Here is a 25,332-nt window from a genome sequence, read left to right on the forward strand (position 1 = left end):
TTACGCCTCGTTGTTTATAGTTTCTTCTTTTGAAAGAAGAGCTGTTAGACGACACATATTTACGATTTCTGGAATTGATGCCGTTCTTTGAATTACGTTTGCAGTGTGCTTCATTGGAACAAGGATTGGCCCAATCGCATCGGCTTCAGTTAATTGTTGAAGTAACTTGTATGCAATATTCGCAGAGTTTAACTCTGGGAAAATAAGAATGTCTGCAGACTTATCAAGCTCACAGAAGTCGAAAAGTTTATTCTGAATATTCTTATTCACAGCAACGTCTGCTTGCATCTCACCTTCAACATTTAAAGTTGGGTACTTCTCACGTGTGATTTGCGTAGCCTTCTTCATCTTAAGAGCTGAAGGATCTTTACTAGAACCAAAGCTTGAGAAGCTTAGGAAGGCAATGCTTGGATCTTTTCTCATTAAATGCTTATAAAGTTGAGCTGTAGAGTTTGCGATTTCACTTAAATCTTCCGCAGAAGGATTGATTTGAGTTGTTGTATCAGCAAGGAATAATACTCTGTCTTTGAAAACAAGAATAAATACACCTGCAGCTTTATGTCCTTCCTTAGTTCCAATTACTTGAAAAACTGGTTTAAGGCAATCACCGTAGTTTAGAGTTGGACCTGCTATAAATGTATCAGCAAGACCTTTTCTAACCATCATCGAACCGTAGTAGTTCTCTTGAGTCATAAGATCTTCTGCGTGGTAAATTGAAACACCACTTCTTTGTTTTTCTTTCGTATACTCTCTATAAAAGTCTTCAAGATTATCCGCTTTTCTTGGAGAAATAATTTCTACTTCTTCAAGGCCAGTAAGGCCAAGCTCTTCAATTTTTCTATTGATAGTTGTTCTATTTCCTAGAAGAATAGGTTGGATCTTTCCTTCATCAAGAAGTGTTTTTGCAGCTTGAAGAATTCTAGAGTTTGAACCTTCAGCAAAAACCATGCTAACTTTCTTTCCAGTTTTCTTAACGTGAGAAGATAGTCTATCTCTTGTTAATTTCATGAAAGCACCACTTGAGTGCTGTTTTGATTCAAGGTGAGCAGCATATTCGTCTAAGTCACTGATTGGAGTTCTTGCAACACCAGTTTCCATCGCGGCTTTTGCAACTGCTGGAGAAACTCTTGTTAGTACTCTCTTATCAAATGGCTTTGGAATTAAATAATCTGGCCCAAAAGAGAAATCCTCTCCACCATAGGCCATCTTTACATCATCAGGTACTTCTTCTTTAGCAAGACCTGCAATTGCGTAAACAGCAGCGAGCTTCATTTCCTCATTGATCTTTCTAGCACGAACATCAAGTGCTCCTCTAAAAATATAAGGAAAACCTAGAACGTTATTTACTTGGTTAGGGAAGTCTGATCTTCCTGTTGCCATGATGGCATCATTTCTAACTTCAGCAACTTCACTTGGAAGAATTTCTGGATCTGGGTTAGCCATTGCAAAGATAATTGGATTCTTTGCCATTGTTGCTACCATTTCTTTTGTCAGAACACCTTTAGCAGAACAACCGATGAATGCATCTGCTCCATTCATTGCATCAGCAAGTGATCGATCAGAAGTTTCAACCGCAAATTCGTCTTTATAAACGTTCATCCCTTCAGTTCTACCTTTGTAGATAACGCCTTTTGAATCAGTCATATAAAGGTTTTTAGCTTGAACACCAAGAGTTTTAAATAGCTTTGCACATGCAATTGAAGCAGCTCCAGCTCCTGAGAAAACTACCTTTACGTCTTCAATCTTTTTCTTCGAAATTTCGACAGCATTGATAAATGCCGCAGAAGCAATAATTGCAGTTCCGTGTTGATCATCGTGAAATACTGGGATATCCATGATTTCGATAAGCTGCTTTTCAATTTCAAAACACTCTGGTGCCTTGATATCTTCAAGGTTAACCCCTCCAAAAGTTGGCTCAAGTGCTTTTACAACATTAACCATACCTTCGACTGTTTTTTCATTTACTTCAAGATCGAATACGTCGATATCTGCAAACCTTTTGAATAGAATCCCTTTTCCTTCCATTACTGGCTTTCCAGCTTCTGGACCAATATCTCCGAGACCTAGAACTGCTGTTCCGTTTGAAATAACAGCAACAAGGTTTCCTTTCGCTGTATACTTGTATACATCTTGAACATTCTTTGCGATTTCAAGACATGGAGCTGCTACTCCTGGAGAATATGCTTTTGTAAGATCTGATGCCGTTAAGCATGGCTTCGTTGCGATTACTTCAATTTTTCCGGCTCTACCATTTGAGTGGTAATCGAGAGCCGCTTGCGTGCGTGAATCCTTAACTTTGTCTTGATTTTCTGTCACGATTTATTCCTTTGTTTCCAAACAATTTTTGCCCCTAAGAATACTCCATGAATCATGAAAAGATAACTTTTTAGGCCATCTTTTTTTTAGACATAATGTAGTGCAAGAATAAAACAAGGGAAGTTGTAAGAATTCCTACATATAATTCATCTACATCCACAAATAATGCAGGGCGGTTGATATTGCGCCATGTGGCAGTAGTTACAACTCCAAGTAAACATGCATATACAAATTGTTTATCTTTAATTTTTCCTGGGAAGATGTGCCCATACATCACAGGTAAAAGTAAGCAAGAAGCTGAAAAACTTCCAAGCGTTTTCCATACAGTTTTGATATTTCCTTTGAAAACCATTGCAAGAATCACAGAGATGATACCAACGAGAATAATTCCTAAGTGGTGGACAATGACTTTTCCTTTAAGTTTTTTTGGAGCAAGGTCATAAGCGAGAGTAGTACCCGCAAGAAAAAGATATGAGTCCATTGTCGAAAGAATCGTTGCAAGAATTCCGGCAAGGACAAATCCTCTTAGTCCATCAGGAAGAATTTGAATCGCATACGTCAAATAAGCATGTCCTGATTGTGCTTCTGGAATAACTGCGCGTGCATACATTGCACCCAGAGTTGTACAAATATCAAAGCAAAACCAAATTAGCGTCGAATACAAAATTCCATTACGAGCAGCTTTTTCGCTTACCGCTGCAAAACAACGTTGGTAGAAGTTAGGATCAACTAAAGTTGATAGGGCAATGAATCCCCATACTAGTGTTGTTCCAAGACCTACTTTTCCAGTTAGAGCAAAGTGAGTTTCTGGAAGATTTGCTCTAAGAAAATCAAGGCCTCCAAAAGTTGTGTACGAGAAAATCAAAACGATCACAACACCCGTACACATGACAAAGAATTGAATTAAGTCAGAAAAGACAACTGCGCGAAACCCGCCCCACATTGAATAAAGAACGACAAAGAGTGTCCCTAAAATAATATTAAGATATAGTTCTCCACCAAAAAGTAATTGTAGAAAAATTCCTAAGCTGATTGTGTACGCGACAGGAAGAACATTGAAAAAATTAAATATGGCCGCAAGCTTTGCTGATTTTGGACCAAACATTTTTTCAATCAAGTCAGGAAGTGTGATTGCTTTGTATGGCGCAATTTTGTGTATGAGAAAGAATGCGAAAATTATATAGGCGACATACCAGAAGAAACCTTGAGTCACAAAATTGAAGACACCTTCGTTAAAAGCAATTTCAGTTACACCAAAAATTCCACCATACCATGTTGCTACAAGAGTCGCGACGAACATCGGAAGAGTTAATTGTCTTCCAAGAATAAGAAGATCAAGCATTGACTCTTCTTCTGATTGGATAGCTTTACTTTTTAATTTTTGGCCAATGATTACAGAAGCAGCCGTGATTAATAGAACGACAAAGAATATTCCTACATCAAGGCGTGATAGTGTTGTCCACAGGTCAATTTCTGATTTCATGCGATCTCCTTTCGCCAGTATTAGCTGGATCAAGTTCAAAGGGTCGTTTGTTTTCAAACCTCTCAGCCAAAAATGGCTCCCCTGATTGAGTATTGGTAATTTTTAAGTATAATAGAGGAAATTAATGATTTTGAAAAGGGTAATAGCTCATGACTATCACACAACTTGAATATATCTTAGCCGTAGACAAACATCGTCACTTTAGAAAAGCATCCGAAGAATGTCATGTTTCACAGCCAACACTAAGCATGCAGATTCAAAAATTAGAGGAAAGCCTCGGCTTCATGATCTTTGATCGCTCCAAAAATCCTGTTATCCCAACAATTGAAGGAGAGAAGTTTATTCATCAGTCACGTACTGTATTAAAAGAATTTAAGAAGTTAAAAGATATTACAAATGATCCGACAGCAGGACTAACTGGAGAGTTTAGGCTTGGAATCATTCCAACTCTTGCTCCGTATCTTGTTCCACTTTTTTTAAATAAGTTTTCTGAGGCGTTACCTCAAGTTGAACTTATCTTAAATGAGAGAACAACCGAAGAGATCATTCAGATGCTCGACAGAGACGAACTCGACGCTGCCGTGTTAGTGACACCTCTACATAATAACTCTCTTGTTGAGAGGGTATTATTCTATGAGCCTTTTTATGGATTTGTTTCTAAAAAGCATGAGCTTTCTAGGAAAGCACAACTCGAATCTTCTGACCTAAATACAGAAGGCCTTTGGCTACTAAGGGAAGGTCATTGTTTTAGAGGCCAAGTTTTGTCTCTTTGCTCTCGTGGTGGAGGAACTCATGCTGGTCAAAGGTTTGAAAGTGGAAGTTTAGAAACGCTTAAAAACCTCGTTGTAAAAGACTCTGGATACACACTTATTCCTCACCTCGATATGATCGATATTGCGGGAACAAAGAAGTCTCTTGTTAAGCCATTCAAGGCCCCTGTACCAACGCGAGAAGTATCTATTGTTTATGGCAGAAACTTCTATAAAGAAAAGATCATCGACGCTTTAGAAAAAGTGATTCTAGACACTATTCCAAAAGAACTTAAAAGCTATAAAGTTGGTGAGGTTGAAGTCGTTCGTCTTAAATAATTAAGAAATGCTCCACTTGAATGGTGTTAAGAATTTCAATTCTTTATACGAGATCATCGTTTCATCATTCTTAATTGAAGCAGTTGCTAATGGAGATCTAATTTTTATCAGCAACCTTGCGATATAAGTACAATTCTCTAGATTTGAATTAGATTCCAACACCATCCGAAAGGGGCAGTTTGGTTTCATTTTGACGCCTTTTAAAGTAAGAAAGCAGTGTGATAATGCTATTTTCTTACATCTTCTTATATTTCGCACTTTCTCTTTAAATTACACGCCGCATTCAATGAAATTGTTTTATTTAATTACTATATTGAACTCAAGCAGAGAGGGACGCGAGTCCCAGTGGAAGGAGTCCAAGGATGAGAAAGATGATGAGTAAATTAGTTAAGGGAACAGTGGGAATGGCAGTAGTAGCAACAATGGTTTCGTGTGGAAAGACGATACCAGAAGGAAACGCTACTTTTGATGGTTCTAATATCATCGTGGGAGAGGTTAACTGGGGAGAAATCACAGACCTTTCAAGTACTGACGCTAAGAGAGTTGCAGGTAAGGCCGTAGCCGATGTGCAATTTGCAAATGGTGGAAGATGTACTGGTTTTCTAATCTCTGAAAATGTTCTTATGACTAACGAGCACTGTATTGGAAGTGCGGCAGATGTTATCGGGATGAAAGTTTATATGAAACACGAAAAAGGTGTTTCTAAGAGTGCACAAGAAGAGATCAAATGTTCAACATTTATTGGGAATGATCCGGCGTTAGATTTTGCACTTGTAAGATGTGAGGGAACGCCAGGACTAAAATATGGAAAAGTAGAACTTGCAGAAGTTGTACCGGCAGTAGGAGCTCAGATCTACGTGGTTCACCAAAACTGTGATTACTACACAGTACGTGACTGTGATTGGTCAAAGAAAGTTTCACCAGGGAAAGTAGTACAAGTTAGCGATGATATTTACTATGATGCAGATACATTAGGGGGGTCATCTGGTTCACCATTATTTGCGGCAGATTCAAATAAAGTAATCGCAATTCATCACTTTGGTCACGGCGGGGGCTGGACTGGAAGAGGGGAGAGTAACTCTGGGGTACCAATGACTAAAATTGTACCTTTCATCAAGTCTAATTTTCCTGGTGTTTTAGTAGACGCAGATGAACCAACTCCAACTCCAGTACCTACGCCGGTTTTCAGTGATGATAACCAAACATATGCAACAGCAACTGAATTGGAAGATGGAGTAAAAGCAAGTGGATTGAGTGTTGGGAGTGCGACTGACATCGACATGTACAAAGTAGAAATGAAAGCTGGTGAAGTTTTAGATTTCAAAATCAAGTTCAAGCACAGCGAAGGAGACTTAGACTTTAAAGTATATAAGCAATATGCAAGTGGAAAGAAGTTAGTGAAAACTGTTGAATCAGCAAGTGATGATGAAAGTGTAAGACTAAGAGTTTCTTCTTCAACAGCATACTATATCAAGGTATACGGATACAAGGGAGCACAGGCTAAATACGATCTTGAATTTTCAAAAAAATAATTTAAAAAAAGACAGGCTCCGAAAGGAGCCTTTTTTATTTGCTTTTAAACCAACTTAAAATACTTTGTTCGTGGTAATACAACCCATTTCTTTTATCTTTAATAAAGCCAACGTGTCCTCCATGCTCTGGAGTCTCTAAAAAAATGAGATCATTCTTCTTGGCCAGTTCATAAGGATAACTTTCTTTTCCTAAAAAAGGATCATCAAGTGCATTGAGTATTAGCACAGGAATTTTAACTTTTGGCAGGTGAGGTAAGCATGATGCCTTTGCTCTATAGTCTTCACCATCTTTATAACCATAAATAGGCGCAATAACGAGATGATCAATCTCACTTATAAATCGTGCCTTCTTTACTTGTTTAAAATCTACTGGAATATCAAAATCATTTAGTTTCTGCTTAACTTTCGACTTCATTGAATAGAGAAAATTTCCTTGGTATAAAATTTTTGAGGTACGGGTTTCAAGACTTACACGTGATGATTCAAGATGAAGAGGTGTCGAGAGGAGACACGCTTTTTTTATTTTTAAACTCAAGTTGTTAGCATTTCGAGAAATATAATTTCCTGTTATTGAACCACCAAGACTAATTCCAATAAGATTAATCTCTTCATACAGGTCTTCAAATTTTGAAACGATCAGATCGAGATCATCGTAGTCGACAGCATTATAAAACTTGTGGGTCCTATTCATATCTCCACCACAAGTTCTCATGTTCCATGTGAGTACATCAAAATCAGATTCATTTAGAATTTTGGCTAAGTTTAAAATGTACTTATCATCTCCTCGCCCCTCTAGGCCGTGAGTGATAATCACAAGCTTACGGCTGGCAACAGGAAAGAGATAGTAAGAGATATGATCATTATCACGAGTCGTGAGAGATTGCTTACTAACTTCGATGTCAGGTTTTTTTCTTGTAACGTAAGGAAGAAGAGTTTGGACATGTCCATTTCTAAAAAGTTTGGCCGGCTTATACTTTGATTTTATGATTGGCATATTTACTTCTTTTGAAAATAAAAAGGCCTCATTTGAGGCCTTTATTTTATTGTTCTTGTAGCATTTCTTTTGGAACACCTTTTGGAATCGCACTAAGAAGTCTCTTAGTATATTCATCTTTTGGATTTCTGTAGATTTCTTCAGAAGCACCAAACTCAACGATTCTTCCTTTGTTCATAACACCGATTTCATCAGCGATATACTTAACAACCGAAAGGTCGTGAGAGATGAAGATATAAGTAAGTCCAAACTCTTGCTGAAGATCTTGTAAAAGATTTAAAACTTGAGCCTGAACAGAAACGTCTAGAGCAGATACAGACTCATCACAGATGATGAATTCTGGTCTTAAACTAAGCGCTCTTGCGATACAAATTCTTTGTCTTTGACCACCTGAGAACTCATGTGGGTAACGGTTAAGGTAATCACCTGGTAAGCCTACTTTCTCAAGTAGTTCTGCAGCTTGTGCGTATCTTTCTTTTTTCGTTCCACCAACACCGTGAATTACCATTGGCTCAGTGATAATATCACCGATAGTCATTCTTGGGTTTAGTGAAGAATATGGATCTTGGAAGATAATCTGCATCTTCTCTCTCATATCTCTCATATCATTCTTATCAAGAGCTGTAATATCTGTTCCGTTGTAAACAACTTTTCCAGAAGTTGGCTCGATAAGTCTGAGGATTGCTCTACCAAGAGTTGTCTTTCCACAACCAGACTCACCAACAAGTCCTAGAGTTCTACCTTTTCTAACTTTGATTGAAACATTATCAACGGCCTTAAACCAATCAACAGTTCTACCAAAAATTCCACCTTTGATTGGGAAGTGCTTATTAAAGTCAGTTACTTCAAGAATAACTGGATTCTTTGTTTCATCAATTGGGTGAGGCTTTTTCATTTCAAGTTTTGAAACGTCAATATCACCATCAGCTTTAAGGAAATCTTCAACAGTTAGAAGTCTAACTGGATTCTCTTCAAGACTTGGACGACAAGCTAAAAGACCTTTTGTATATGGATGCTTTGGATCTTCGAAAAGAGCTCTTGTTGTATTTTGCTCAACAAGATCACCTCTGAACATAACTGCAACTTCATCAGCAATATCAGCGATTACAGCAAGGTCGTGAGTAATGAAAAGCATACTCATTCCGTGCTTTCTTTGAAGATCAAACATAAGTTCAAGAACTTGTTTTTGAATAGTAACGTCAAGAGCAGTTGTTGGCTCATCACAAATTAGAAGCTCTGGCTCACATGCCATTGCCATTGCGATCATTACACGTTGCTTTTGTCCACCAGACATTTGGTGAGGGTATTTATTAACACTTTCTGGAGGATTAGGAATACCTACTTCATCAAGAAGTTCGATAGTTCTTTTTCTCGCGTCTACTTTAGACATATTTTGGTGAAGCATAAGAACTTCATCAATTTGATTACCGACTGTAAATACAGGGTTAAGAGATGTCATTGGCTCTTGGAAAATCATCGCGATTTTATTACCACGTAACTTTCTAAGTTCGTCTTGAGATAGTTTCGTTAGGTCAGTTCCTTTAAATAGGATTTCACCTTTTGAAATTCTACCTGGAGGATTAGGAATAAGTCCCATGATTGCAAGTGAAGTAACAGACTTACCTGAACCTGATTCACCAACTAGACCAACAGTTTTACCTTTTGGGATTTTAAGATTTAAGTTTCTAACAGCTTGGATAGTTTTATCTTCACTTCTAAATTCAATTGTTAAATCTTTAATTTCTAATAGGGTTTCTGACATAATTTTTCTTCTCATTTCTTGTATTAAATTGTTTTCTAATTAAAACCTAATAAATCTCTAATTTTTAACGTGCTTTGTCGATATGTTCCGCGTCAGTAGCAGCAAACCAACATGCCGGTCTTTCCTCGTTTAATGCACCGGCTATAAATGTATCTAGTCGACATTGAACACTTGGATACGAGTCAAAAATTGTGTTTTCGACAATGTTTTGACTTGGAGTGTCGGCATGTACTTCTTCATCTCCATTTAAAAGACTAAGATTACGTGTCAAACTAGCCCCCGCCACTGCAATTTTTAAGCATGTTTCAAAATCAGATGCTTCTTCGAAGTTTTCATAACATCGTGAAGTAATGTATGGGTCAACATTATCAACTTCATCGAGTCCATATGCTACGTCATATTTTCTCATACATTCTGTACTAGCAAAGTAATCAGATTGCCCTTCACTCGACATATGTGAAAGGTATTTATTTTTGATCATTGGGTCACCGCCAATAATGTGACCGATTTCGTGGCAGGCCGTGAGGACAAAGGCCGCATCTGTCATATAAGGAAGTCTAGCGAGTCCACCCCAGAAGTTGATGCTAAATGTTCCATCGCTCTCCTTATTGGCCCAAGCTGAAAAATATGAAGTGTTCCAGTCCTTAGTTTTAACGACTAGGACGCGCCCTTTTTGTGCGGACTCAACATGGTAGAGCCTCCAAGTATTTTCAATTATTTTTTCAAACGATTCTTTGCTGACCGTTGAGCCTCGTTGTTCATCGGGAAGTATCTGCCAATAACCAATACCGGCAGTGGTTGCAGCAAACATCGAAATTTGTAGGACAATAAGAATAATGTATTTCACTCAGTGCTTCTACCATGAGAAGCACTCTATTGTTTGAGAATTTGTAATAATTACATTAGTTTAGTGAACTGATTCTCAAGATCCATCAGTTTGTCTCTAAGAGTTTTGATGTGAGCATCAAGATTTTCTTTAGTTACCTCTTCAGTAATAAAGTAGGGCTCACCGTAGAGAATATGCATGGTTCCAAAAGGTAGTGGAAGCCTTAGTTTGTCCCAAGAGCGAAATTCTTTCCTGCGAGTTGAGATCACGCAATAAGGTAGAATAGGGCATCCTGTAAGCTGGGCAATCTTAAAAATTCCAGGCTTTGGCTCATGAACTGGACCACGAGGCCCATCGACAGTAAGTCCTGCGTGATGATGAGTTTCATTGATATGTTTAACCATATCCATGAGGGCCTCTTTTCCACCACGTGAAGAACTTCCACGGGCAGTGTAGATATTAAATTTCCTCGCGGTATCAGAAGCTATCGTGCCGTCTTTAGATAAACTCGTCATGGAGACCATTGGAGTTTCAGCATTGAGGATGCACGAAACGAGGTTGTTATGCCAAACGGCCATAATGTAATTCCCATGAGGGCTTAGTTTTTTAGCCTGCTCACGAAATTCAATATTGTGATACTTCTTACGACTTAGAAGTTTAAAAACAGAAACGAGAATATAAATAAGATTAGCTATCATGAAAAAATCCTAACGAAGGTCTGTCGATTTGTTAATTGAAAACTTTATGTTTATCATAAATAAAAACACGAGGGGATTTATTATGAAAAAGTTGATTGCATTATTTTTTGCTGTATTCGCATTTCAGGTAGCTGCATTTGATGCAAAATTTGAAATTGGTATGTATGAAGGAAACTCTGAAAGGTATTTTGACTCTTTCTACATTGAGAATGATGTTTTCTATGCTGTTTCGGGAAAAATGGTTAGAGAAATGGGACCAATTGAATGCATTGGTGAAGATATTTGTATGGGTGGTCCATACTTAAACGATTCAGATCTTCCAGGGATTTTAAACGTCACTGTAGTTTTAAAATCAAGAACTGATTATGATGCAATAGTGTCAGCAATTCATGACGAAGCACAGATGTATTTTTTAACTTTAAAAAATTAGTCTAAGTTTTCTTTGTAAAGGGCCAGAGTTTTTTCTCTGGCTACTTTGTGATCTACCATCGGTTTCACATAATCACTTGTTCCAAATTCAGGAACCCATTTTTTTACATAAATAAGTTCGGGGTCAAACTTTTCCATCTGAGTTGTTGGATTAAAAATCCGAAAATATGGAGCAGCATCGCAACCACTCGAACTCGCCCACTGCCAGTTTCCATTATTACTTGCGAGATCAAAGTCGAGGAGCTTGCTAGCGAAGTACTTCTCTCCAAGTCTCCAGTCGATTTGTAAATCTTTTACAAGGAAGCTTGCAGTAATCATTCTAACACGATTATGCATATGTCCTGTTTTATTAAGTTCACGCATTCCTGCATCGACAATTGGGAAACCAGTCTGCCCCTCACACCAACGCTTAAAGTTGTTTTGATCATGGGACCAAGGAATCTTACGATACTTTTCTTTGAATTCCTCGTTCACAACATTTGGAAAATTAAAGAGTATTTGAGAAAAGAATTCACGCCAAATAAGCTCACTTAACCAAGTCTCATTTATTTTCTTTGCTTCTCTTACATACTCTCTAATAGAAATGGTACCAAAGCGTAGGTGAATCCCTTGAAGTGAAGTTCCATCAATGGCCGGAATATCGCGCGTATTGTGATAATCTTTTAATTTAACTTTTTCGATTTGTGCTTTTGGAAAAATCTCTCCAACATCTTCATAACCCATGTCTGTAAGTGAGATAATCTTCGATGCTTTCTCCTTATGGAGATTATCGAGCGCTTTTTCACTTAGAAAGCTTGCGGTATCTTTTGCTGTTAGATTTTGAAGCCACTTATTCTTATAAGGAGTGTAGACTGTATAAGGTGTGCGATCATTTTTTAAAATTTCATCACCTTCAAAAATCACATGGTCTTTGAAAGTATGAAAAGATATACGATGCCTAAAAAGTAGATCAGAAATTTCATGGTCTCTTTTTATCGCGCTTGGTTCGTAATCTCGATTTGTGTAAACTGCATCAAATTCTTCTGTCTTAATGAGGTCTTGAAAAACTTGTGAAGGAGTTGAGTAGAAAACACGTAAATTAGCTCCATATTCTTTAAGTTCTTGATGGAGTGTGGAGAGTCGGTGATGAATAAAGCTTACACGTTTGTCTTTTGGGTCGGAGAAATTCTTTAGGATATTTTTATCGAAGATAAATATCGGAATGACCTTATTTCCACTTTTAAGGGCCTCAAATAATCCGCGATTGTCTTTTAGTCTTAGGTCTCTTCGAAACCAGAAAATAGCTTTGTTCATACTCATATCTTATCAAAATTACAGCGTATTGTGACCTTGGCAAAACCTCGACAGCTTTATTTAAACTGCTCCATTTAAATGGGGACAGAACTATTGCTTGCTTAATGATTACATCACTATAGATAAAGCTATTTCCGGCGGTTCGAGCATTAGGACAGTAAATATCTAATATCGTGGAGAAATTTCTAAAATTATCCCCATTTAAGTGGAGCAGTTTAAAAAATATTCAATCGCCTATCAATATCAATATGTTAGTGATAGATACGGGGAAATTACTTTTAGGGGAAATAGATGAAGAAATTTGTGATTGGTAGTTTCGCAGTTATTGGTGGATTAATTGCCATTGTTATTGCCGCATTATTTACGGGATTTAAAGTTCAAAAAGATGAGGAAGGGTTTTCTAAAGTTGATCTTTTTTGGGGCGCAATCAAAGTAGATGAAAAAACGCAAAGAGTAAGAATCTTCGGTGATTTTGTTGACGTTGATGGAATGAATAAGAAAGTAAAAGTTGCAGATATTGTTGATGTTGATGGGGAAAAGGAATTTGTAAATATTGATAATGGAACAATCCTTGTCGATGGAAAATTAAATGTCGTTAAGATCAAAAAGGACCTTGTATCAAAGGTTGAAGAAGATAAGATCTTTATTAGAAATGATTTTAATTCAGCAAAGCTTGGAGTAATTGTTGCCCTGGGAAAAGAGTCCGAGGGAATTTTTATTAGAGGCAAGAAGACTGGAGAAGATGAAAAGTATATCCATGTTCAATCGGATGATCAAAATATCAAGATCGACGTTAAAGTCGAGATGTAAAAAAAGGGCCTTGTTAGGCCCTAGTCATTTTTTAAATTAATAAATTCAAATTTTGTAACATCGACTAAGCCCTTATCCGTGATCTTTAGTGTTGGAATTACTGGTAGAGCAAGAAACGCCATTTGAATAAATGGTTCACTTAAATGAACGCCAATATCTTTACATGATTTTTTAAGGGCAATGATGCCATCATTGATTTCTTGAGCATCAGCGAGGCTTAAAAGACCAGCAATAGGAAGTGGAAGACATGAATCAATTTTCTTATCTTTTACTACACAGAAACCACCACCAACATTTAGTAATTGATTAGCAGCTAGAACCATATCGTCTTCAGATTTTCCAATAACAATAATATTGTGAGAGTCGTGGGCAACACTTGAAGCAATCGCTCCTGACACAATCCCAGAGCCATGAACTAGTCCAAGACTTGGTTTATTTCCTTGCCCATATCTTTCAAAAACTGCAATGTAAGCAATATCATCATGAGCAAATTTACCGTCTTTGTAATCAATTTTTAGGTGTTCCGTAATGATCTCATCTTTTACGATTCCGATAACATTATAGTTTCCATTAGTCAGAGAGTAGTTAAGTTCTTCTAACTTAATTTCATCTCTTTTCATTGTGTTTTGAATTGGAGGATTCGACTTTTCTAGTTTCTCTTGAATCTTATCCTGTAGTGAAAGTTCACTAACAAGCTCACCTTTGATAAATACTTCTTTAATATCAACAGTTCTTAGATCATTTAGTAGAATAATATCGGCTTGTTTCCCTGGAGCAACAAGACCCATTCTCTTAAGTCCAAAATGTTTCGCTGCTGAGTAGGAAGCGAGACGGTAGGCTACGTGGATAGGAGTATCAAGTTCGTTGATCATTTTCTTAACCATGTAGTTAATATGACCTTCGTTGAAAATTTCATACGGATTTCTATCATCAGTACAAAGAAGACACTGACACGAATTAAAATCATTAACGATTGGAACAAGAGTTTTCAAGTTCTTTGCAACTGAACCTTCTCTTATAATTAGGCCCATTCCTTTTTGTAACTTCTCACGACCTTCGGCTGCAGTGACTGTCTCGTGACAGTTTTGTACACCCGCTGCGATATACGCATTCAAGGCCTTCCCTTGAAGTAGAGGAGAGTGACCATCAAGGTTTAAGTGTTCAAAGGCTTCTAGCTTATCAAGAACTTCATCATTGCCATTGATAACGCCTGGGAAGTTCATCATTTCCGCAAGTCCGAGAACATTTTTGTGATCAACATATTCTTTCATATTGATGAGATCAAATTGTCCACCATTAGTCTCAAAACCCGGAAGAGCAGGAATACATGAACTCACTTGAACAAATAAGTTTTGATTCATGATCTCACTACATCTTAGAAACCAATTAAAACCAGTCGCTCCCATAACATTTGTAATTTCATGGGGGTCACAAATTGCCGTTGTTGTTCCAAGTGGTAGCGTTAACTTTTCAAATTCAAATGGATGCATCATTGATGATTCAATATGAAGGTGTCCATCGATGAAACCTGGAACGGCAAATGCTCCCTTGGCATCGATTGTTCTCTTGGCCTTTTGATCATCATATTCTTTTCCGATCCCTGCAATTGTTTGTCCACTAATTGCAATAGAGCTATCAGTGATGTCGCCGTTTACAAGATCAAGAATTTTTACATTTGTAATAAGGATATCAATTTCTCCGTCACCTCTAGCAACAGAGAGAACTTTCTTTAATTGCTCACGAGCAATTCTTTGAGTTGCTTTATCATTTAATGATTTAGTCATAAATATTTCCTATCTAATTATATTAAAGGACATCATAGATTTATGGAAATGATAAGACAAGGCTTGTACAGCCTCGATTGGGCTTTTGGGTGAGAAGATTGTCAAAGTGGGAATTTCGCACTTCTTTATATGGAATATACTCATTTTTCTTTGTGTGAATAAAGTGGAGAAATGAACCTTTTCTTTCATCTTCAGCATCTAGTGCAGCGTCAAGTAGGGCATCAACATATTTAAGTTTATTTCTTGCTAAAAACCAGGCATCAGGATTTGTTGGGAAATATTCGGCTTCAAGATTTCCTAAGTTTTTTAGCGAAGTAATTTTATTATAGTCTTCAACATGATGATAAGTTTTTCCAAGCCAGAGCATATTCTCTTCTTGCCCTGGAACAGCGAAGAGTTCGTTATCATCGACTAAAATAGTATTTCTTAAATCGAAACCAAGTGGGGCTAAGTTTTTTTTATATCTTTTACTAAATCTTCCCTCTGTTGCAACCTGGGTAAGATCGTTAAAGGAGTAAACTTCAGTTGTATAGCTTAAAAGTGATTTTCCTTGGTCCGATTTAATTTGTTTTAAGAGTTCTAGGTTTCTTGATTCCCCACCGCCACTAAAAAAATAAATATCGACATTATCTCTTTTTGAAAGCTTCTCAATCATCTCAACCACACCATCATTTACGCGATAGGTTTCTCCTTCGACTGTTACAGTATGGGAATCTTTCTTAGATGTTGAGGGGGCGACAATAGTGTAATCAATGTCAAAGATAATACTAATCCTTGACCTCTTATCACTTGCTGGCCCACGCTTGTTAGAGCACGCGACAAAGAAGGTGAGTATTAATATCTGAGTAATTAGAACGCTTATTTTCACGCCTAATTTATCGGTAGTTTGGTCAATATTCTTAGATTTTGACCAGCAAATTGGGCGATGGAATAAAATGTGAGGAAATCTTAACTCTTTCTCACAGTTCTTCCACGATTACCCTTTAGAATTTATCGATAAGTACCCGAAATTTTTTACCTTGTTCGTTTTTGAGATCTTAACATAAATTAAGCAGTGTACGTTTATGAACAGGGCTATTCTCGAATTAGGTTTTAAATCAATTAATGGAGCTATGAAATGGGTTTACGAGAGGAAAAAAAGAAAAAGACGAGAGAAATGATCCTAGAGAAATCGTATGAACTTTTCACTGATAAGGGTGTTTCAAATGTTGGTATGAGAGAGCTGGCCCAGAAATGTAATTTAGGGATAGGTACTTATTATAACTACTTTAAGAGTAAGGATGAGGTTGTTATAAGTTTGCTCGTAGATAAGCTTAATTTAGCCTTGGACGCTCTTAATATCAAAAGAGTACTAAATTCAGACCAACTATTAAGTGTGTTCAAGCAGTTAAATAATAGTCGTAGTATTTTTGAGTCTTTCATACCAATTGCAATGAATATTGAGAATAGTCCACACCTGAAGGGACTAAAAACAGTTATTAAAGAGCATTTTTTTGAAGGAAAGGACTTACAAGGCTTCTATTTATTTATCACAGCGGCTCATTACTTCTTAGAAAATGAGAATGAAATTGATCGAGTACACTTTATAAAAAGTATTATTTAGCCTTAATTTCAAAGACATTGTGCACATCCCAATGTAATAAAATGGTGTGAAACAATTAGATCGTGTTTATATTGAAATCAGTAATATTTGTAACTTGCAATGCACGTTCTGCCCTGTGGTGGAGCGTGATAAGCAAGTTATGTCTTTTGATGACTTCAAAAAAGTTATTGAGGATGCTGCGCCTCTGGCGAAGCAAGTTTGTCTTCACTTGATGGGTGAACCTCTTGCGCATCCTGAGTTTCAAAAAATTGTAGAATATTGTGAATCACTCAATGTTTTGATTCAGATTACAACTAATGGACTACTCGCTAAGAAGTATAAAGATCTTCTGTGTTCGCCAACAATCAGACAAATAAATTTCTCTGTTCAAAGTTATAAAGATAATTTTCCGGAGAGGCCGATTGAAGATTATATGAGATCTCTACTTGAGTTCTGTGATCATCTTCGCAGTAATAATGAAAATACTTTTATTAATTTTAGATTGTGGAATCTTGGGGATAAATCGTTTGAGAATGAGAATGTGATTTCTTATCTGGAGCGATATTTTGATGTCTCGATAAATAGAAATGTCGATGTGGGGTTTAAAAAATCTAAGAAGGTAGTGGAGAAAATCTATCTCCATTTTGATTCACGATTTGAATGGCCAAGCTTTGATTTACCATATCAGTCAGATAAGGGACGTTGTCATGGTGTTGTGGGACATGTTGGTATTCATGCAGATGGAAAAGTCGTACCATGTTGCTTGGATAAAGAAGCAAATGTTGTCCTTGGAAATGTTTTTGAAACTAGCCTAAAAGATATACTTCTATCAAAAAGAGCTTCAGATATGCGGGATGGATTCAATAAGGGAATTCGTGTCGAGAAGTTTTGCCAGCACTGTTCGTTTGCTAATAGATTTTAACTTTCAGCATATATTACCTCCTATCTAAATAGTCTGGAATAAATAAAATATTACTAGGGGGGAATTATGTCTAAATCCGTAGTCATCTTGTTGTTCGTCTTGAACACATTCAGCGCGTTTGCTGATGTTTTTGAACTATCAATCGAAGATCTATTAAACGTTGAAGTCAGTGTCGCATCAAAAAATGAAACGCCTTTATATCTGAGCCCTGGAAATGTGACCTCTTTTTCAAAGCAAGAGTTCAATCTTTACGGAATAAATACAATTACAGATGCTGTTAATTTGACTTCAGGTTACTCAACTTTTTATGGATTAGGAGAGAGGACACTTATAACAAGAGGTCGAAAGATTAGTGGTTTTGATAATAATCATCATCTCTTAAAAATTGACGGAGTTCCATTTAATCATGTACGTGCAGGGAGAGTGTTTTTAGAAGAAGAAATACCTCTATATAATTTTCAATCTATCGAAGTATTAAAAGGCCCTGCTTCAGCAATTTATGGTACGGGCGCTCTTTCAGGAGTAATTTCATTAAATTCAAAAATTAATAATAATGAAGATTTTGAAATACAGGCCGGGATCGGCTCTCAAAACAGCAAAAGAATTGGAACAAATTTTCAGCGTAGATTAACAAGCGGTAAACTCTTTTTTTCGAGTAGTTTTTATACTCAGGAAGCATCCAATGATCTCGTAGGGGATCGGGCTCAGGATTGGAGAAATAGAGATTCAAAAGAGACTCTATTTATTAATTCATATTACACAATTGATACAGGAGCTTTAAAAGGTTTTACTCCTGGGTTAAGAGTTGCAAAAAAAACTAGTGGGATGGGTGCCGGTTTTTTTGGAAGTGCTGCAGGAGAGTCTGAAATCAATGAAATTAACTGGTCCATTGTTTCTCCATATATTAAATATCAAAATCAAATTTTTTCAGGTGTGGAGCTAAACTCCTATGTAGTGATGAATGAATCTGTAGAGCACTCAGTTTTTGGAAATAGAACTGAAGACTCAACAAGTCGTTATAAAATAGCATACCGTGAGTACGAGTTATATACAGATCTCAATAAGAAAAGCGAGTATGGGGATTTTACACTTGGTTTTGATTTTAAAAATAACTACCGTCGAGGTAGTCCAAACTCTTATAGTTATACAGGTAAGCTTACAACAGCTAGTGAGAATTTGCTTGGAGACTCTGATCGCTTAAATGTATATTCCGCCTTTTTAGAATATGCAAAGAAATTAGATTATTTCGAAGGGATTTATTTAACTTTAGGAGTTCGCGAAGATCACACAAAGGCACTCGATACAAGTTTTGAGCAACTCTCTCCTCGAGCTTCGATGGTTATGGATTTTGGAAATCATCAATTAAAGTTTCTTTACAGTAAGGCAATGAGAGCGCCAAATTTAAAAAATCTACTGATTAATAAAGATGCAATTAAAGAAAGAAAAGATGAAGGAAAGTCTAGTAGTGAAATTCCGACTTCAATAGATGCCGAAAAATTAGAGAATTTTGAAATTGCACATAGTAGTAAAATTGGGCAGTTTATGTGCAAAGAAGCAATCTTTATTAATTATCTAACTGATGAGATTACAAGAGAGAAAAGAAATGAAAAGGATGTTTACCTTAATAAAACTGGATTAAGTAAGGCATATGGGTATGAAATCGAGTTCTTATACACAGCAGAGAAGTTTAATTTTGGATTTAATTATTCCTATTCTCTAGCTCGTTATAATACCGACTCTGGTACTGTTGACCAGGATGGAGTACCAAATGAAACTGTTTCCTTTAGAACATCGGTAATTCCTTTAGAGAGAGTAAAGTTATCTTTAACGGGTCTCTATATCAATCAATTTAGAACGAATACCGACAATAAAAGGTATGCAGGTGGCCTAGTTTTAAATTCAAAATTAATTTATGAATATGGATCAAATAATAATTTAGCATTAGAAGTCACAAATTTATTTGATAAGAAAATTGCGAATCCTCTTAACGGTGTACTAGCGGATACGAATCCTGGTCGTCGGATAGAAGTTTTGTGGAGTATAGGAATTTAAGTTGAAATATTTAGTCGTTTTGTTTTTTACATTTATGATTAGGGCACAGTCTATCAGTACATTAGATGTGGAAGCCGCTCTGATTTTCAGAATAGCACCATTCGTAGATCAAAATATCTATGATGATACAAAATTTTGTATTTTAGGGAGTCCTCGATATGAAATATATGATGTTTTGAAGTCAAATGTTGAAAATAAAATGTTAGGTTCTAAGAAAGTAAGTGTTTCTAAGGTTAGTAATTCTACTATTAAAAATAGTAAATGTTCAATTCTTATTCTTCCTAACAAAGTAGCAGTTGATAGTCTGCAGAAAATTCTCAGTGAAACCCAAGGTCTTATTATCATTTCGTTGAATAATGAAAATCATGTCCTTTCTCACTTTGTCTTAAAGCGAGTAGAGAATAAAATTAAATTTGATGCAAATATTAAGAAGATAAAAGATGATGATGTAAAGATAAGCTCTAAGTTGCTTCGTCTAGCGGATAGGACTTACTGATGAAAAGTTTAAGAGAGCTCTTTTTTAGATATTTTCTCACGCTTATTGCTATTCTTGTGTTGGCAGTGTCTGTACTTTTTTACTTTCAGTATAAAACTCTTTTTCAGTTTTTTGTTGGAGAGTCAATAGACTCTGCAAAGTCCATTGCAATCAACCTTGAGGCGACAGTACTATTTGAATCCCTAGAGGATTTCCAGGACCTCACTAGGAATTTAAATTTTTACACGATGGAAGTTGTAAAAGGTGATCGAGTTTTTGCACGTAATGGATTTTACAATTATTCATTTTTTAAAGATATTAATGAAAATTATTATTATAAAAACGGAAAGATCTCAATTCGCACACCAATATTAAGTCAGGGAAGCACTATTGGAACTCTCTATGTAACTTATGAGGATAAGAAACTAAAAAAACTTATTTATGATCAATGTATATCATTATCTATTTTTGGAATAGTGTTTTTTGTTCTGTTGCTTCTTCTAAGAAGACACTTGATAGTAGCGATCCTGAAGCCGATCTCAACTTTGAGTAATTCTTTTAAAGAAATTATTGTCAAGAATGATTTAAGTATTCGCATTCAAGATGATCAAAAAATTCGAGAAACTAAAATTCTTGTGGAATCGTTTAATTCACTATTGTTGTTTCTTGAAGTGAACGCACAGAAACTTGATAGTTTAAATAAGAACCTTGAAAATAAAGTTCGAGAAAAAACTATTAGTCTCGAAGACGCTTTGACCAATCTTAAAGAAGCACAAAGTTCTATCGTTGCTCAGGAGAAGCTTGCATCACTTGGGGGATTAACGGCTGGAATAGCTCATGAAATCAAAAATCCTCTGAATCTCATTATAGGAAGTTCTACTCTAATTAAAGACATTCTTGTTCCCGATTTAAGCAAAAAGCTTGAAAAGGGGAAAAGTGAAGAAGTTGATTACGAATCAATGATGAAGAAGTTTACTGACGTTTCTGAACTCATCACAATAAATGGGCGACGAATAGATAGTATTATCAAAAGTATGCTTCTACTTGCTCGTTCCGGTGATGCATCTTTTGTCCAAGCAGATCTTGGAGAGCATATTGAGAGAGCGCTTGATCTCGCTTATCACTCGTTCAAGGCGAGGCAGAATTTTGTTAATGTGAACATAGATAAGGAAATCCCACGCGGATTTACCCTTATGTGTTTACCTCAGGATATTGAAAGAGCATTTATTAATATTTTGGACAATATCTTCTTTGCTTTGAATGTTAAACATAACGGGAAAGGGACAACGGCGTCTCTGAAAATTTCTCTAAGAGAAGTTGATAATGATTACGTTATAAGGCTTGAAGATAATGGAATAGGAATGAGTGAAGAAACTTTACAGAAAGTTTTTGAGCCATTTTATACGACGAAAGATCCTGGCCAGGGAACAGGTCTTGGAATGTCTATTGTTAATGATATTGTGACGGCACATAAAGGTAAGTTGAATGTGACTTCGACTCTTGATGTGGGAACAACTATTGAAATTCATTTTAAAAAGGTTTCTGAATGACAATACTTATAAGTGGTTTTGTTCCTTTTGGAGAATGGAAGTCCAATCCCACAGAGCGACTAGTTGAAGAATTGGAGTCAGATAATATCAATACAATTTTACTTCCAGTAAGTTACGATCGTGCATTTAAAGAATTAGAAAATACTGCAGACATACTAAGGCCTGATACACTCATTATGTTAGGAGTGGCCGGAAGAAGAAAATGTATTTCGCTGGAGCGAATTGCAATTAACGTCATCGATGCCGAGATAAAAGATAATGATGGCTACGGGCTAAATGGGCTGGTGATTGAAGAGAGTGGCCCAGATGGTATTTTTACAAATATGGACTTACTGAAAATCTATGAAACCTATGACCAATCAAGGTTTCTTCCTCTAGAAATATCTAATACAGCGGGAACCTATGTTTGCAATTATCTCTACTATAGGGCCCTTTCAAAATATAAGAATTCGATGAATGTACTCTTTATTCATGTACCACCTACGAAAGATGAAATGGCTGAGTCTGAGATTATTTTTGATGATTTAAAAGAGTCGGTGAGGTCGATAATTAAGAATTTTTCGAGCACAAAATAAAAAAGCCAGACTAGGTCTGGCTTCTTTATAAAACTGGTACTCCCAAGGGGATTCGAACCCCTGTTACCGCCGTGAAAAGGCGGTGTCCTAGACCGGGCTAGACGATGAGAGCGTAACCTTAAATTCCCGGATTTTACTAAACATGGTGATCTCGCTGTGACTCGAACACAGGACCCTCTCCTTAAAAGGGAGATGCTCTAACCAACTGAGCTACGAGACCGTCATTCTGTTTAGGTGAGATTGAATATAAGGTAAGAGGTCTTAGTCGTCAATACTAAAATTCGAAAAAGTGAAAAAAATTACAAAAAAAATGGTCAATTTTCTTTGTTTGCAATGGGTCTTTTTTTCAACACACCTTGCCTTAATGGCCTGAATCCTATATTTTATCGACGTTTTACAAATTCAAGATATGTGGTTAACAGTGGAAAATAATCTCGTAAATTCAACAGATAATAAGAAAGTTTCTTTTCATACATTAGGGTGTCGTCTGAATTTTTCGGAAACAGGTACAATTTCTCAAGGCTTCGTGGATCGTGGCTATGAAATTGTTGAATTCGGAGAGCAAGCAGACGTAACTTTTATCAATACATGTACAGTAACAGACGCGGCGGATTCAACGTGTCGTAACTTAATTAGAAAAGCATACAAGGCTTCTCCAGATGGAAAAATTGTCGTTGCTGGATGTTATGCTCAAATGGATGCGCCAAAAATTGCAAAGATGACTGGTGTTGATCTGGTTCTTGGAACGAGTGAGAAATATAAAGTTTTCGATTACCTTAATGAAGAAGAAACTGATGCAATTCACATTGATAAGTCAGTAGACTTCTATGGGGCTGCAACAAGTTCTGTCGATGGTCATACTCGTTCTTTCCTAAAGATTCAGGATGGATGTAACTATGTTTGCTCATTTTGTATTATTCCTTTTGCTCGTGGAAGATCTAAGGCAGTAACAATTGAGAGCGCAATTACTGAGGCGAAGAAGCTTTTATCGCAAGGATTTAAAGAGATCGTTTTAACAGGTGTTAATATTGGTGAGTATGAATCAACAAGTGGTGAGAAACTTTCTGACCTTGTTAAAGAACTACTTGCTCTTGATGGTCTTGAGAGATTAAGGCTTGCGAGTGTTGAGCCAAATACGATTACTGATGAACTTTTAGAAGTAATGAAGAGTTCACCGAAATTCCTTGATCACTTCCATATTCCACTTCAAAGTGGTGACGATACAATTCTTACTAATATGAGAAGAAAGTATTCTGTTGATGATTACAAGAGAATCATTAATAAGATTATTACAGCTTTTCCAAATGCTGGGATTGGAGCAGATATTATTTGTGGATTTCCTGGTGAGACTGATGAGAACTTCCAAAATACATTTAATCTTGTAAAAGAATTGCCAATTACTCACTTCCACGTTTTCCCATATTCGAAGAGAAAGAATACAATGGCCGGAAAGATGGATGATCATATTCAACACCCAGTTAAAAAGCAGAGGGTAAAAACTCTTATTATGCTTGGAGATGCAAAGTTAAATATGTTCACTGAAGATCAAGTTGGATCAAATAGTGAAGTTCTTTTTGAAAGAGAGAATAAAGAGGGATACTGGGAAGGGTATACAACAAACTTTGTAAGAGTATTTGTTAAGTCTTCACAGAACTTAAAAAACCAAATCATTAATGTTCAGTTAACTGAATTCAAAGATAATAAGCTCTATGGAGAGCTTATTAATTAAAGCTAATATATAGCGAGTAATCATCTTCACAGTAAATTTGCGAATAAGTTTCTCCACCAAGCTCAGGTGCGTGAAACTTAATCTCGCGACATTCTTTACCATCAATAGTGATAACTTCAACTTCTTCAGAAAAAAAGTTTTCACAATCTCTTGAAGAGTGTGGGTATGAAGGACGTCCTCCAAGAACAGCGTAATTAATAAGTTTATTTGTTCCCCTTACTGTAGACTTTAAGTGTGGATGACCTGCTGGCATATTTTCAATTTGATCGCGTGTGAATTTCTTTCCACTAATCATACCGACTTCCATAATTCTAGCTTCACCATCACATATCGCTGTATTGTATTCGGCTTTTGCTTTTTGGAAATCTTCAACACAATTTCTTTTTGGAGAAGGTTTTGATTTATACTTTCCAGAATACTTTGCCTTCAATTCCATGTTGAACATTAACTTTTGCATCGGAGTCATATGCTCACTAAAAGAAAATGCAGAAAAAGAGATAACGATTGCCAAAAGTACTTTCATAGAAGACTCCAAAATAAATTATTTGTAGTTATATTTGCATTGTTTATGCCAATCTTGACACTTGTAAGTGCTTGAATTTAAATACTTTAAGAATGAGGAAAGTGTATAAATTATAGCAATGACCAAAAAGTTGACAGTTTTTTTACTTTTATTTCACTAATCATTTACGAGATTCAAACAATCAATTGCATAACTTCTATTAGGATAAATTCATAACAAAAACTAGGAGAAGTTATTTGAAACCAATTCTTGCTACTACTTTAATTCTGATGACAACAAGCTCTTTCGCTAATTGTGATAACCTAAAAAGCTGTGTTGAAGAAGCATCTACTTTAACTGGTGTTAGTTATATCGGTGCTGTTGATTTGAATCAAAAGAATTTTATCTCAGATAGTTTTGCTCTTGATAGAGAAAATGTAGAGAAGTCAATTTCTGTGCTTTTAAATCAGCATGGATTTACAAGAATAACGGTAAATGAAAAAACAAAATTAATAATCCCTGCACGTGATGTTCGCTACAACACTGTAGAGAGCATTAAATGGACCGGCGATATTCAGGATATCCCAGATCTTTCAGACTATTTCTTATTAACCTACCCATTAAAAAATCAAGAGAGCTTGCCTTATATAACTCGCGCTCTTCGACCATTCATGTCACGCTACGGTAGAATTATCGAACAGGTGACTTCTGCTACAATCATCGTACAGGATACTGGAACAAACTTAAGAAAGATCGCCGGTCTGCTCACACAATTTGACCAACCTTTTGATCAGAAAAAGGTTAGAGACATTGAAAGACGAATGAAACACACCAATAGTAAATATGAAAAAAACAAGGAGGGTGGTAGACGTAAATGAAATCCTTAAATCTCAAAACCTTTGCTGAATAAAATCTTACATGGAGGAGGGA

General features: G+C 36.4%; 22 protein-coding genes, 2 tRNA genes and 1 riboswitch. Of the genes, 12 read left to right on the forward strand and 12 right to left on the reverse strand.

What is annotated here, in order from left to right; genetic code table 11:
- Together M900_RS18005 and M900_RS02045 are read right to left on the reverse strand one after the other, a co-directional pair.
- On the reverse strand, positions 1-2,316 hold the full coding sequence (locus M900_RS18005) for an NADP-dependent malic enzyme (protein WP_021273337.1): 2,316 nt from the start codon (positions 2,314-2,316) through the stop codon (positions 1-3).
- A 70-nt stretch (positions 2,317-2,386) separates the two neighbouring features.
- Positions 2,387-3,799: a sodium:solute symporter gene (locus M900_RS02045; RefSeq protein WP_034730811.1), complete on the reverse strand. Its 1,413-nt coding sequence runs from the start codon at positions 3,797-3,799 to the stop codon at positions 2,387-2,389.
- Positions 3,789-3,892: riboswitch (TPP riboswitch) on the reverse strand. It overlaps the preceding gene by 11 nt.
- Positions 3,893-3,948: 56 nt before the next feature.
- Here M900_RS02045 and M900_RS02050 point away from each other — a divergent pair.
- Together M900_RS02050 and M900_RS16845 are read left to right on the forward strand one after the other, a co-directional pair.
- Positions 3,949-4,887, forward strand: a complete 939-nt coding sequence (locus M900_RS02050; RefSeq protein WP_034730814.1) for a LysR substrate-binding domain-containing protein — start codon at positions 3,949-3,951, stop codon at positions 4,885-4,887.
- Between the two features lie 362 nt (positions 4,888-5,249).
- On the forward strand, positions 5,250-6,419 hold the full coding sequence (locus M900_RS16845; protein WP_021273484.1) for a serine protease: 1,170 nt from the start codon (positions 5,250-5,252) through the stop codon (positions 6,417-6,419).
- Between the two features lie 34 nt (positions 6,420-6,453).
- On the opposite strand, the gene M900_RS02060 is transcribed toward M900_RS16845, so the two are convergent.
- The 4 genes from M900_RS02060 to M900_RS02075 form a co-directional block, all read right to left on the reverse strand.
- On the reverse strand, positions 6,454-7,413 hold the full coding sequence (locus tag M900_RS02060) for a YheT family hydrolase (RefSeq protein WP_021273419.1): 960 nt from the start codon (positions 7,411-7,413) through the stop codon (positions 6,454-6,456).
- Positions 7,414-7,459: 46 nt separating this feature from the next.
- Positions 7,460-9,175 carry an ABC transporter ATP-binding protein gene (locus M900_RS18010; protein WP_021273122.1) on the reverse strand — a complete coding sequence of 572 codons (1,716 nt, stop codon included), beginning with the start codon at positions 9,173-9,175 and terminating at the stop codon, positions 7,460-7,462.
- Positions 9,176-9,239: 64 nt separating this feature from the next.
- Positions 9,240-10,022 carry a hypothetical protein gene (locus tag M900_RS02070; protein ID WP_034730820.1) on the reverse strand — a complete coding sequence of 261 codons (783 nt, stop codon included), beginning with the start codon at positions 10,020-10,022 and terminating at the stop codon, positions 9,240-9,242.
- A gap of 50 nt (positions 10,023-10,072) precedes the next feature.
- A complete protein-coding gene (locus M900_RS02075) occupies positions 10,073-10,699 on the reverse strand; it encodes a lysophospholipid acyltransferase family protein (protein WP_021273164.1) in 627 nt (208 codons plus the stop codon).
- Between the two features lie 82 nt (positions 10,700-10,781).
- Here M900_RS02075 and M900_RS02080 point away from each other — a divergent pair, with 82 nt between their 5' ends.
- The gene (locus M900_RS02080; protein WP_021273312.1) at positions 10,782-11,129 is read left to right on the forward strand and encodes a hypothetical protein; all 348 of its coding nucleotides are present in this window, start codon (positions 10,782-10,784) and stop codon (positions 11,127-11,129) included.
- Here the strand turns inward: M900_RS02080 and M900_RS02085 are convergent.
- Positions 11,126-12,421: a deoxyribodipyrimidine photo-lyase gene (locus tag M900_RS02085; protein ID WP_094742611.1), complete on the reverse strand. Its 1,296-nt coding sequence runs from the start codon at positions 12,419-12,421 to the stop codon at positions 11,126-11,128. The genes M900_RS02080 and M900_RS02085 overlap by 4 nt on opposite strands.
- A gap of 291 nt (positions 12,422-12,712) precedes the next feature.
- On the opposite strand from M900_RS02085, the gene M900_RS02090 reads away from it, so the two are divergent.
- Positions 12,713-13,231 carry a hypothetical protein gene (locus M900_RS02090; RefSeq protein WP_021273578.1) on the forward strand — a complete coding sequence of 173 codons (519 nt, stop codon included), beginning with the start codon at positions 12,713-12,715 and terminating at the stop codon, positions 13,229-13,231.
- Between the two features lie 20 nt (positions 13,232-13,251).
- Here the strand turns inward: M900_RS02090 and adeD are convergent, their stop codons facing one another.
- Positions 13,252-15,015, reverse strand: a complete 1,764-nt coding sequence (gene adeD / locus M900_RS02095) for an adenine deaminase (protein WP_021273058.1) — start codon at positions 15,013-15,015, stop codon at positions 13,252-13,254.
- Between the two features lie 40 nt (positions 15,016-15,055).
- On the reverse strand, positions 15,056-15,883 hold the full coding sequence (locus M900_RS02100) for an NIF family HAD-type phosphatase (RefSeq protein WP_157680521.1): 828 nt from the start codon (positions 15,881-15,883) through the stop codon (positions 15,056-15,058).
- A gap of 249 nt (positions 15,884-16,132) precedes the next feature.
- On the opposite strand from M900_RS02100, the gene M900_RS16850 reads away from it, so the two are divergent.
- From M900_RS16850 to M900_RS02130, 6 genes are all read left to right on the forward strand, one after another.
- Positions 16,133-16,618 carry a TetR/AcrR family transcriptional regulator gene (locus tag M900_RS16850; RefSeq protein ID WP_021273250.1) on the forward strand — a complete coding sequence of 162 codons (486 nt, stop codon included), beginning with the start codon at positions 16,133-16,135 and terminating at the stop codon, positions 16,616-16,618.
- A 46-nt stretch (positions 16,619-16,664) separates the two neighbouring features.
- Positions 16,665-17,519, forward strand: a complete 855-nt coding sequence (locus M900_RS02110; protein ID WP_021273138.1) for a radical SAM/SPASM domain-containing protein — start codon at positions 16,665-16,667, stop codon at positions 17,517-17,519.
- 66 nt (positions 17,520-17,585) lie between these two features.
- A complete protein-coding gene (locus M900_RS02115; RefSeq protein ID WP_034730822.1) occupies positions 17,586-19,571 on the forward strand; it encodes a TonB-dependent siderophore receptor in 1,986 nt (661 codons plus the stop codon).
- A gap of 1 nt (position 19,572) precedes the next feature.
- Complete coding sequence (locus M900_RS02120; protein ID WP_034730823.1) at positions 19,573-20,067, forward strand: YfiR family protein; 495 nt, start codon at positions 19,573-19,575, stop codon at positions 20,065-20,067.
- A complete protein-coding gene (locus tag M900_RS02125; RefSeq protein WP_021273517.1) occupies positions 20,067-21,596 on the forward strand; it encodes a sensor histidine kinase in 1,530 nt (509 codons plus the stop codon). The genes M900_RS02120 and M900_RS02125 overlap by 1 nt, the downstream gene beginning before the upstream one ends.
- Complete coding sequence (locus tag M900_RS02130; RefSeq protein WP_021273297.1) at positions 21,593-22,171, forward strand: pyroglutamyl-peptidase I; 579 nt, start codon at positions 21,593-21,595, stop codon at positions 22,169-22,171. The genes M900_RS02125 and M900_RS02130 overlap by 4 nt, the downstream gene beginning before the upstream one ends.
- A 34-nt stretch (positions 22,172-22,205) precedes the next feature.
- Here the strand turns inward: M900_RS02130 and M900_RS02135 are convergent.
- A tRNA-Glu gene (locus M900_RS02135) sits at positions 22,206-22,283 on the reverse strand.
- Between the two features lie 31 nt (positions 22,284-22,314).
- Positions 22,315-22,391, reverse strand: a tRNA-Lys gene (locus M900_RS02140).
- 189 nt (positions 22,392-22,580) lie between these two features.
- Here M900_RS02140 and mtaB point away from each other — a divergent pair.
- Complete coding sequence (mtaB, locus tag M900_RS02145) at positions 22,581-23,900, forward strand: tRNA (N(6)-L-threonylcarbamoyladenosine(37)-C(2))-methylthiotransferase MtaB (RefSeq protein WP_084703392.1); 1,320 nt, start codon at positions 22,581-22,583, stop codon at positions 23,898-23,900.
- Here the strand turns inward: mtaB and M900_RS02150 are convergent.
- A complete protein-coding gene (locus tag M900_RS02150) occupies positions 23,893-24,423 on the reverse strand; it encodes a hypothetical protein (protein ID WP_021273437.1) in 531 nt (176 codons plus the stop codon). The genes mtaB and M900_RS02150 overlap by 8 nt on opposite strands.
- Before the next feature lie 236 nt (positions 24,424-24,659).
- Here M900_RS02150 and M900_RS02155 point away from each other — a divergent pair, with 236 nt between their 5' ends.
- Complete coding sequence (locus M900_RS02155) at positions 24,660-25,280, forward strand: hypothetical protein (RefSeq protein ID WP_021273527.1); 621 nt, start codon at positions 24,660-24,662, stop codon at positions 25,278-25,280.
- Positions 25,281-25,332 lie beyond the last annotated feature (52 nt).

The organism is Bacteriovorax sp. Seq25_V (assembly GCF_000447795.1).
Taxonomy (GTDB): domain Bacteria; phylum Bdellovibrionota; class Bacteriovoracia; order Bacteriovoracales; family Bacteriovoracaceae; genus Halobacteriovorax_A.

Excerpts from the sequence above, each read along its gene's own strand:
- M900_RS02045 (WP_034730811.1), bottom strand. The coding sequence starts at position 3,799 with ATGAAATCAGAAATTGACCTGTGGACAACACTATCACGCCTTGATGTA.
- M900_RS02050 (WP_034730814.1), top strand. The coding sequence starts at position 3,949 with ATGACTATCACACAACTTGAATATATCTTAGCCGTAGACAAACATCGT.
- M900_RS16845 (WP_021273484.1), top strand. The coding sequence starts at position 5,250 with ATGAGAAAGATGATGAGTAAATTAGTTAAGGGAACAGTGGGAATGGCA.
- M900_RS02060 (WP_021273419.1), bottom strand. The coding sequence starts at position 7,413 with ATGCCAATCATAAAATCAAAGTATAAGCCGGCCAAACTTTTTAGAAAT.
- M900_RS18010 (WP_021273122.1), bottom strand. The coding sequence starts at position 9,175 with ATGTCAGAAACCCTATTAGAAATTAAAGATTTAACAATTGAATTTAGA.
- M900_RS02075 (WP_021273164.1), bottom strand. The coding sequence starts at position 10,699 with ATGATAGCTAATCTTATTTATATTCTCGTTTCTGTTTTTAAACTTCTA.
- M900_RS02080 (WP_021273312.1), top strand. The coding sequence starts at position 10,782 with ATGAAAAAGTTGATTGCATTATTTTTTGCTGTATTCGCATTTCAGGTA.
- M900_RS02085 (WP_094742611.1), bottom strand. The coding sequence starts at position 12,421 with ATGAACAAAGCTATTTTCTGGTTTCGAAGAGACCTAAGACTAAAAGAC.
- M900_RS02090 (WP_021273578.1), top strand. The coding sequence starts at position 12,713 with ATGAAGAAATTTGTGATTGGTAGTTTCGCAGTTATTGGTGGATTAATT.
- adeD (WP_021273058.1), bottom strand. The coding sequence starts at position 15,015 with ATGACTAAATCATTAAATGATAAAGCAACTCAAAGAATTGCTCGTGAG.
- M900_RS16850 (WP_021273250.1), top strand. The coding sequence starts at position 16,133 with ATGGGTTTACGAGAGGAAAAAAAGAAAAAGACGAGAGAAATGATCCTA.
- M900_RS02115 (WP_034730822.1), top strand. The coding sequence starts at position 17,586 with ATGTCTAAATCCGTAGTCATCTTGTTGTTCGTCTTGAACACATTCAGC.
- M900_RS02125 (WP_021273517.1), top strand. The coding sequence starts at position 20,067 with ATGAAAAGTTTAAGAGAGCTCTTTTTTAGATATTTTCTCACGCTTATT.
- M900_RS02130 (WP_021273297.1), top strand. The coding sequence starts at position 21,593 with ATGACAATACTTATAAGTGGTTTTGTTCCTTTTGGAGAATGGAAGTCC.
- mtaB (WP_084703392.1), top strand. The coding sequence starts at position 22,581 with ATGTGGTTAACAGTGGAAAATAATCTCGTAAATTCAACAGATAATAAG.
- M900_RS02150 (WP_021273437.1), bottom strand. The coding sequence starts at position 24,423 with ATGAAAGTACTTTTGGCAATCGTTATCTCTTTTTCTGCATTTTCTTTT.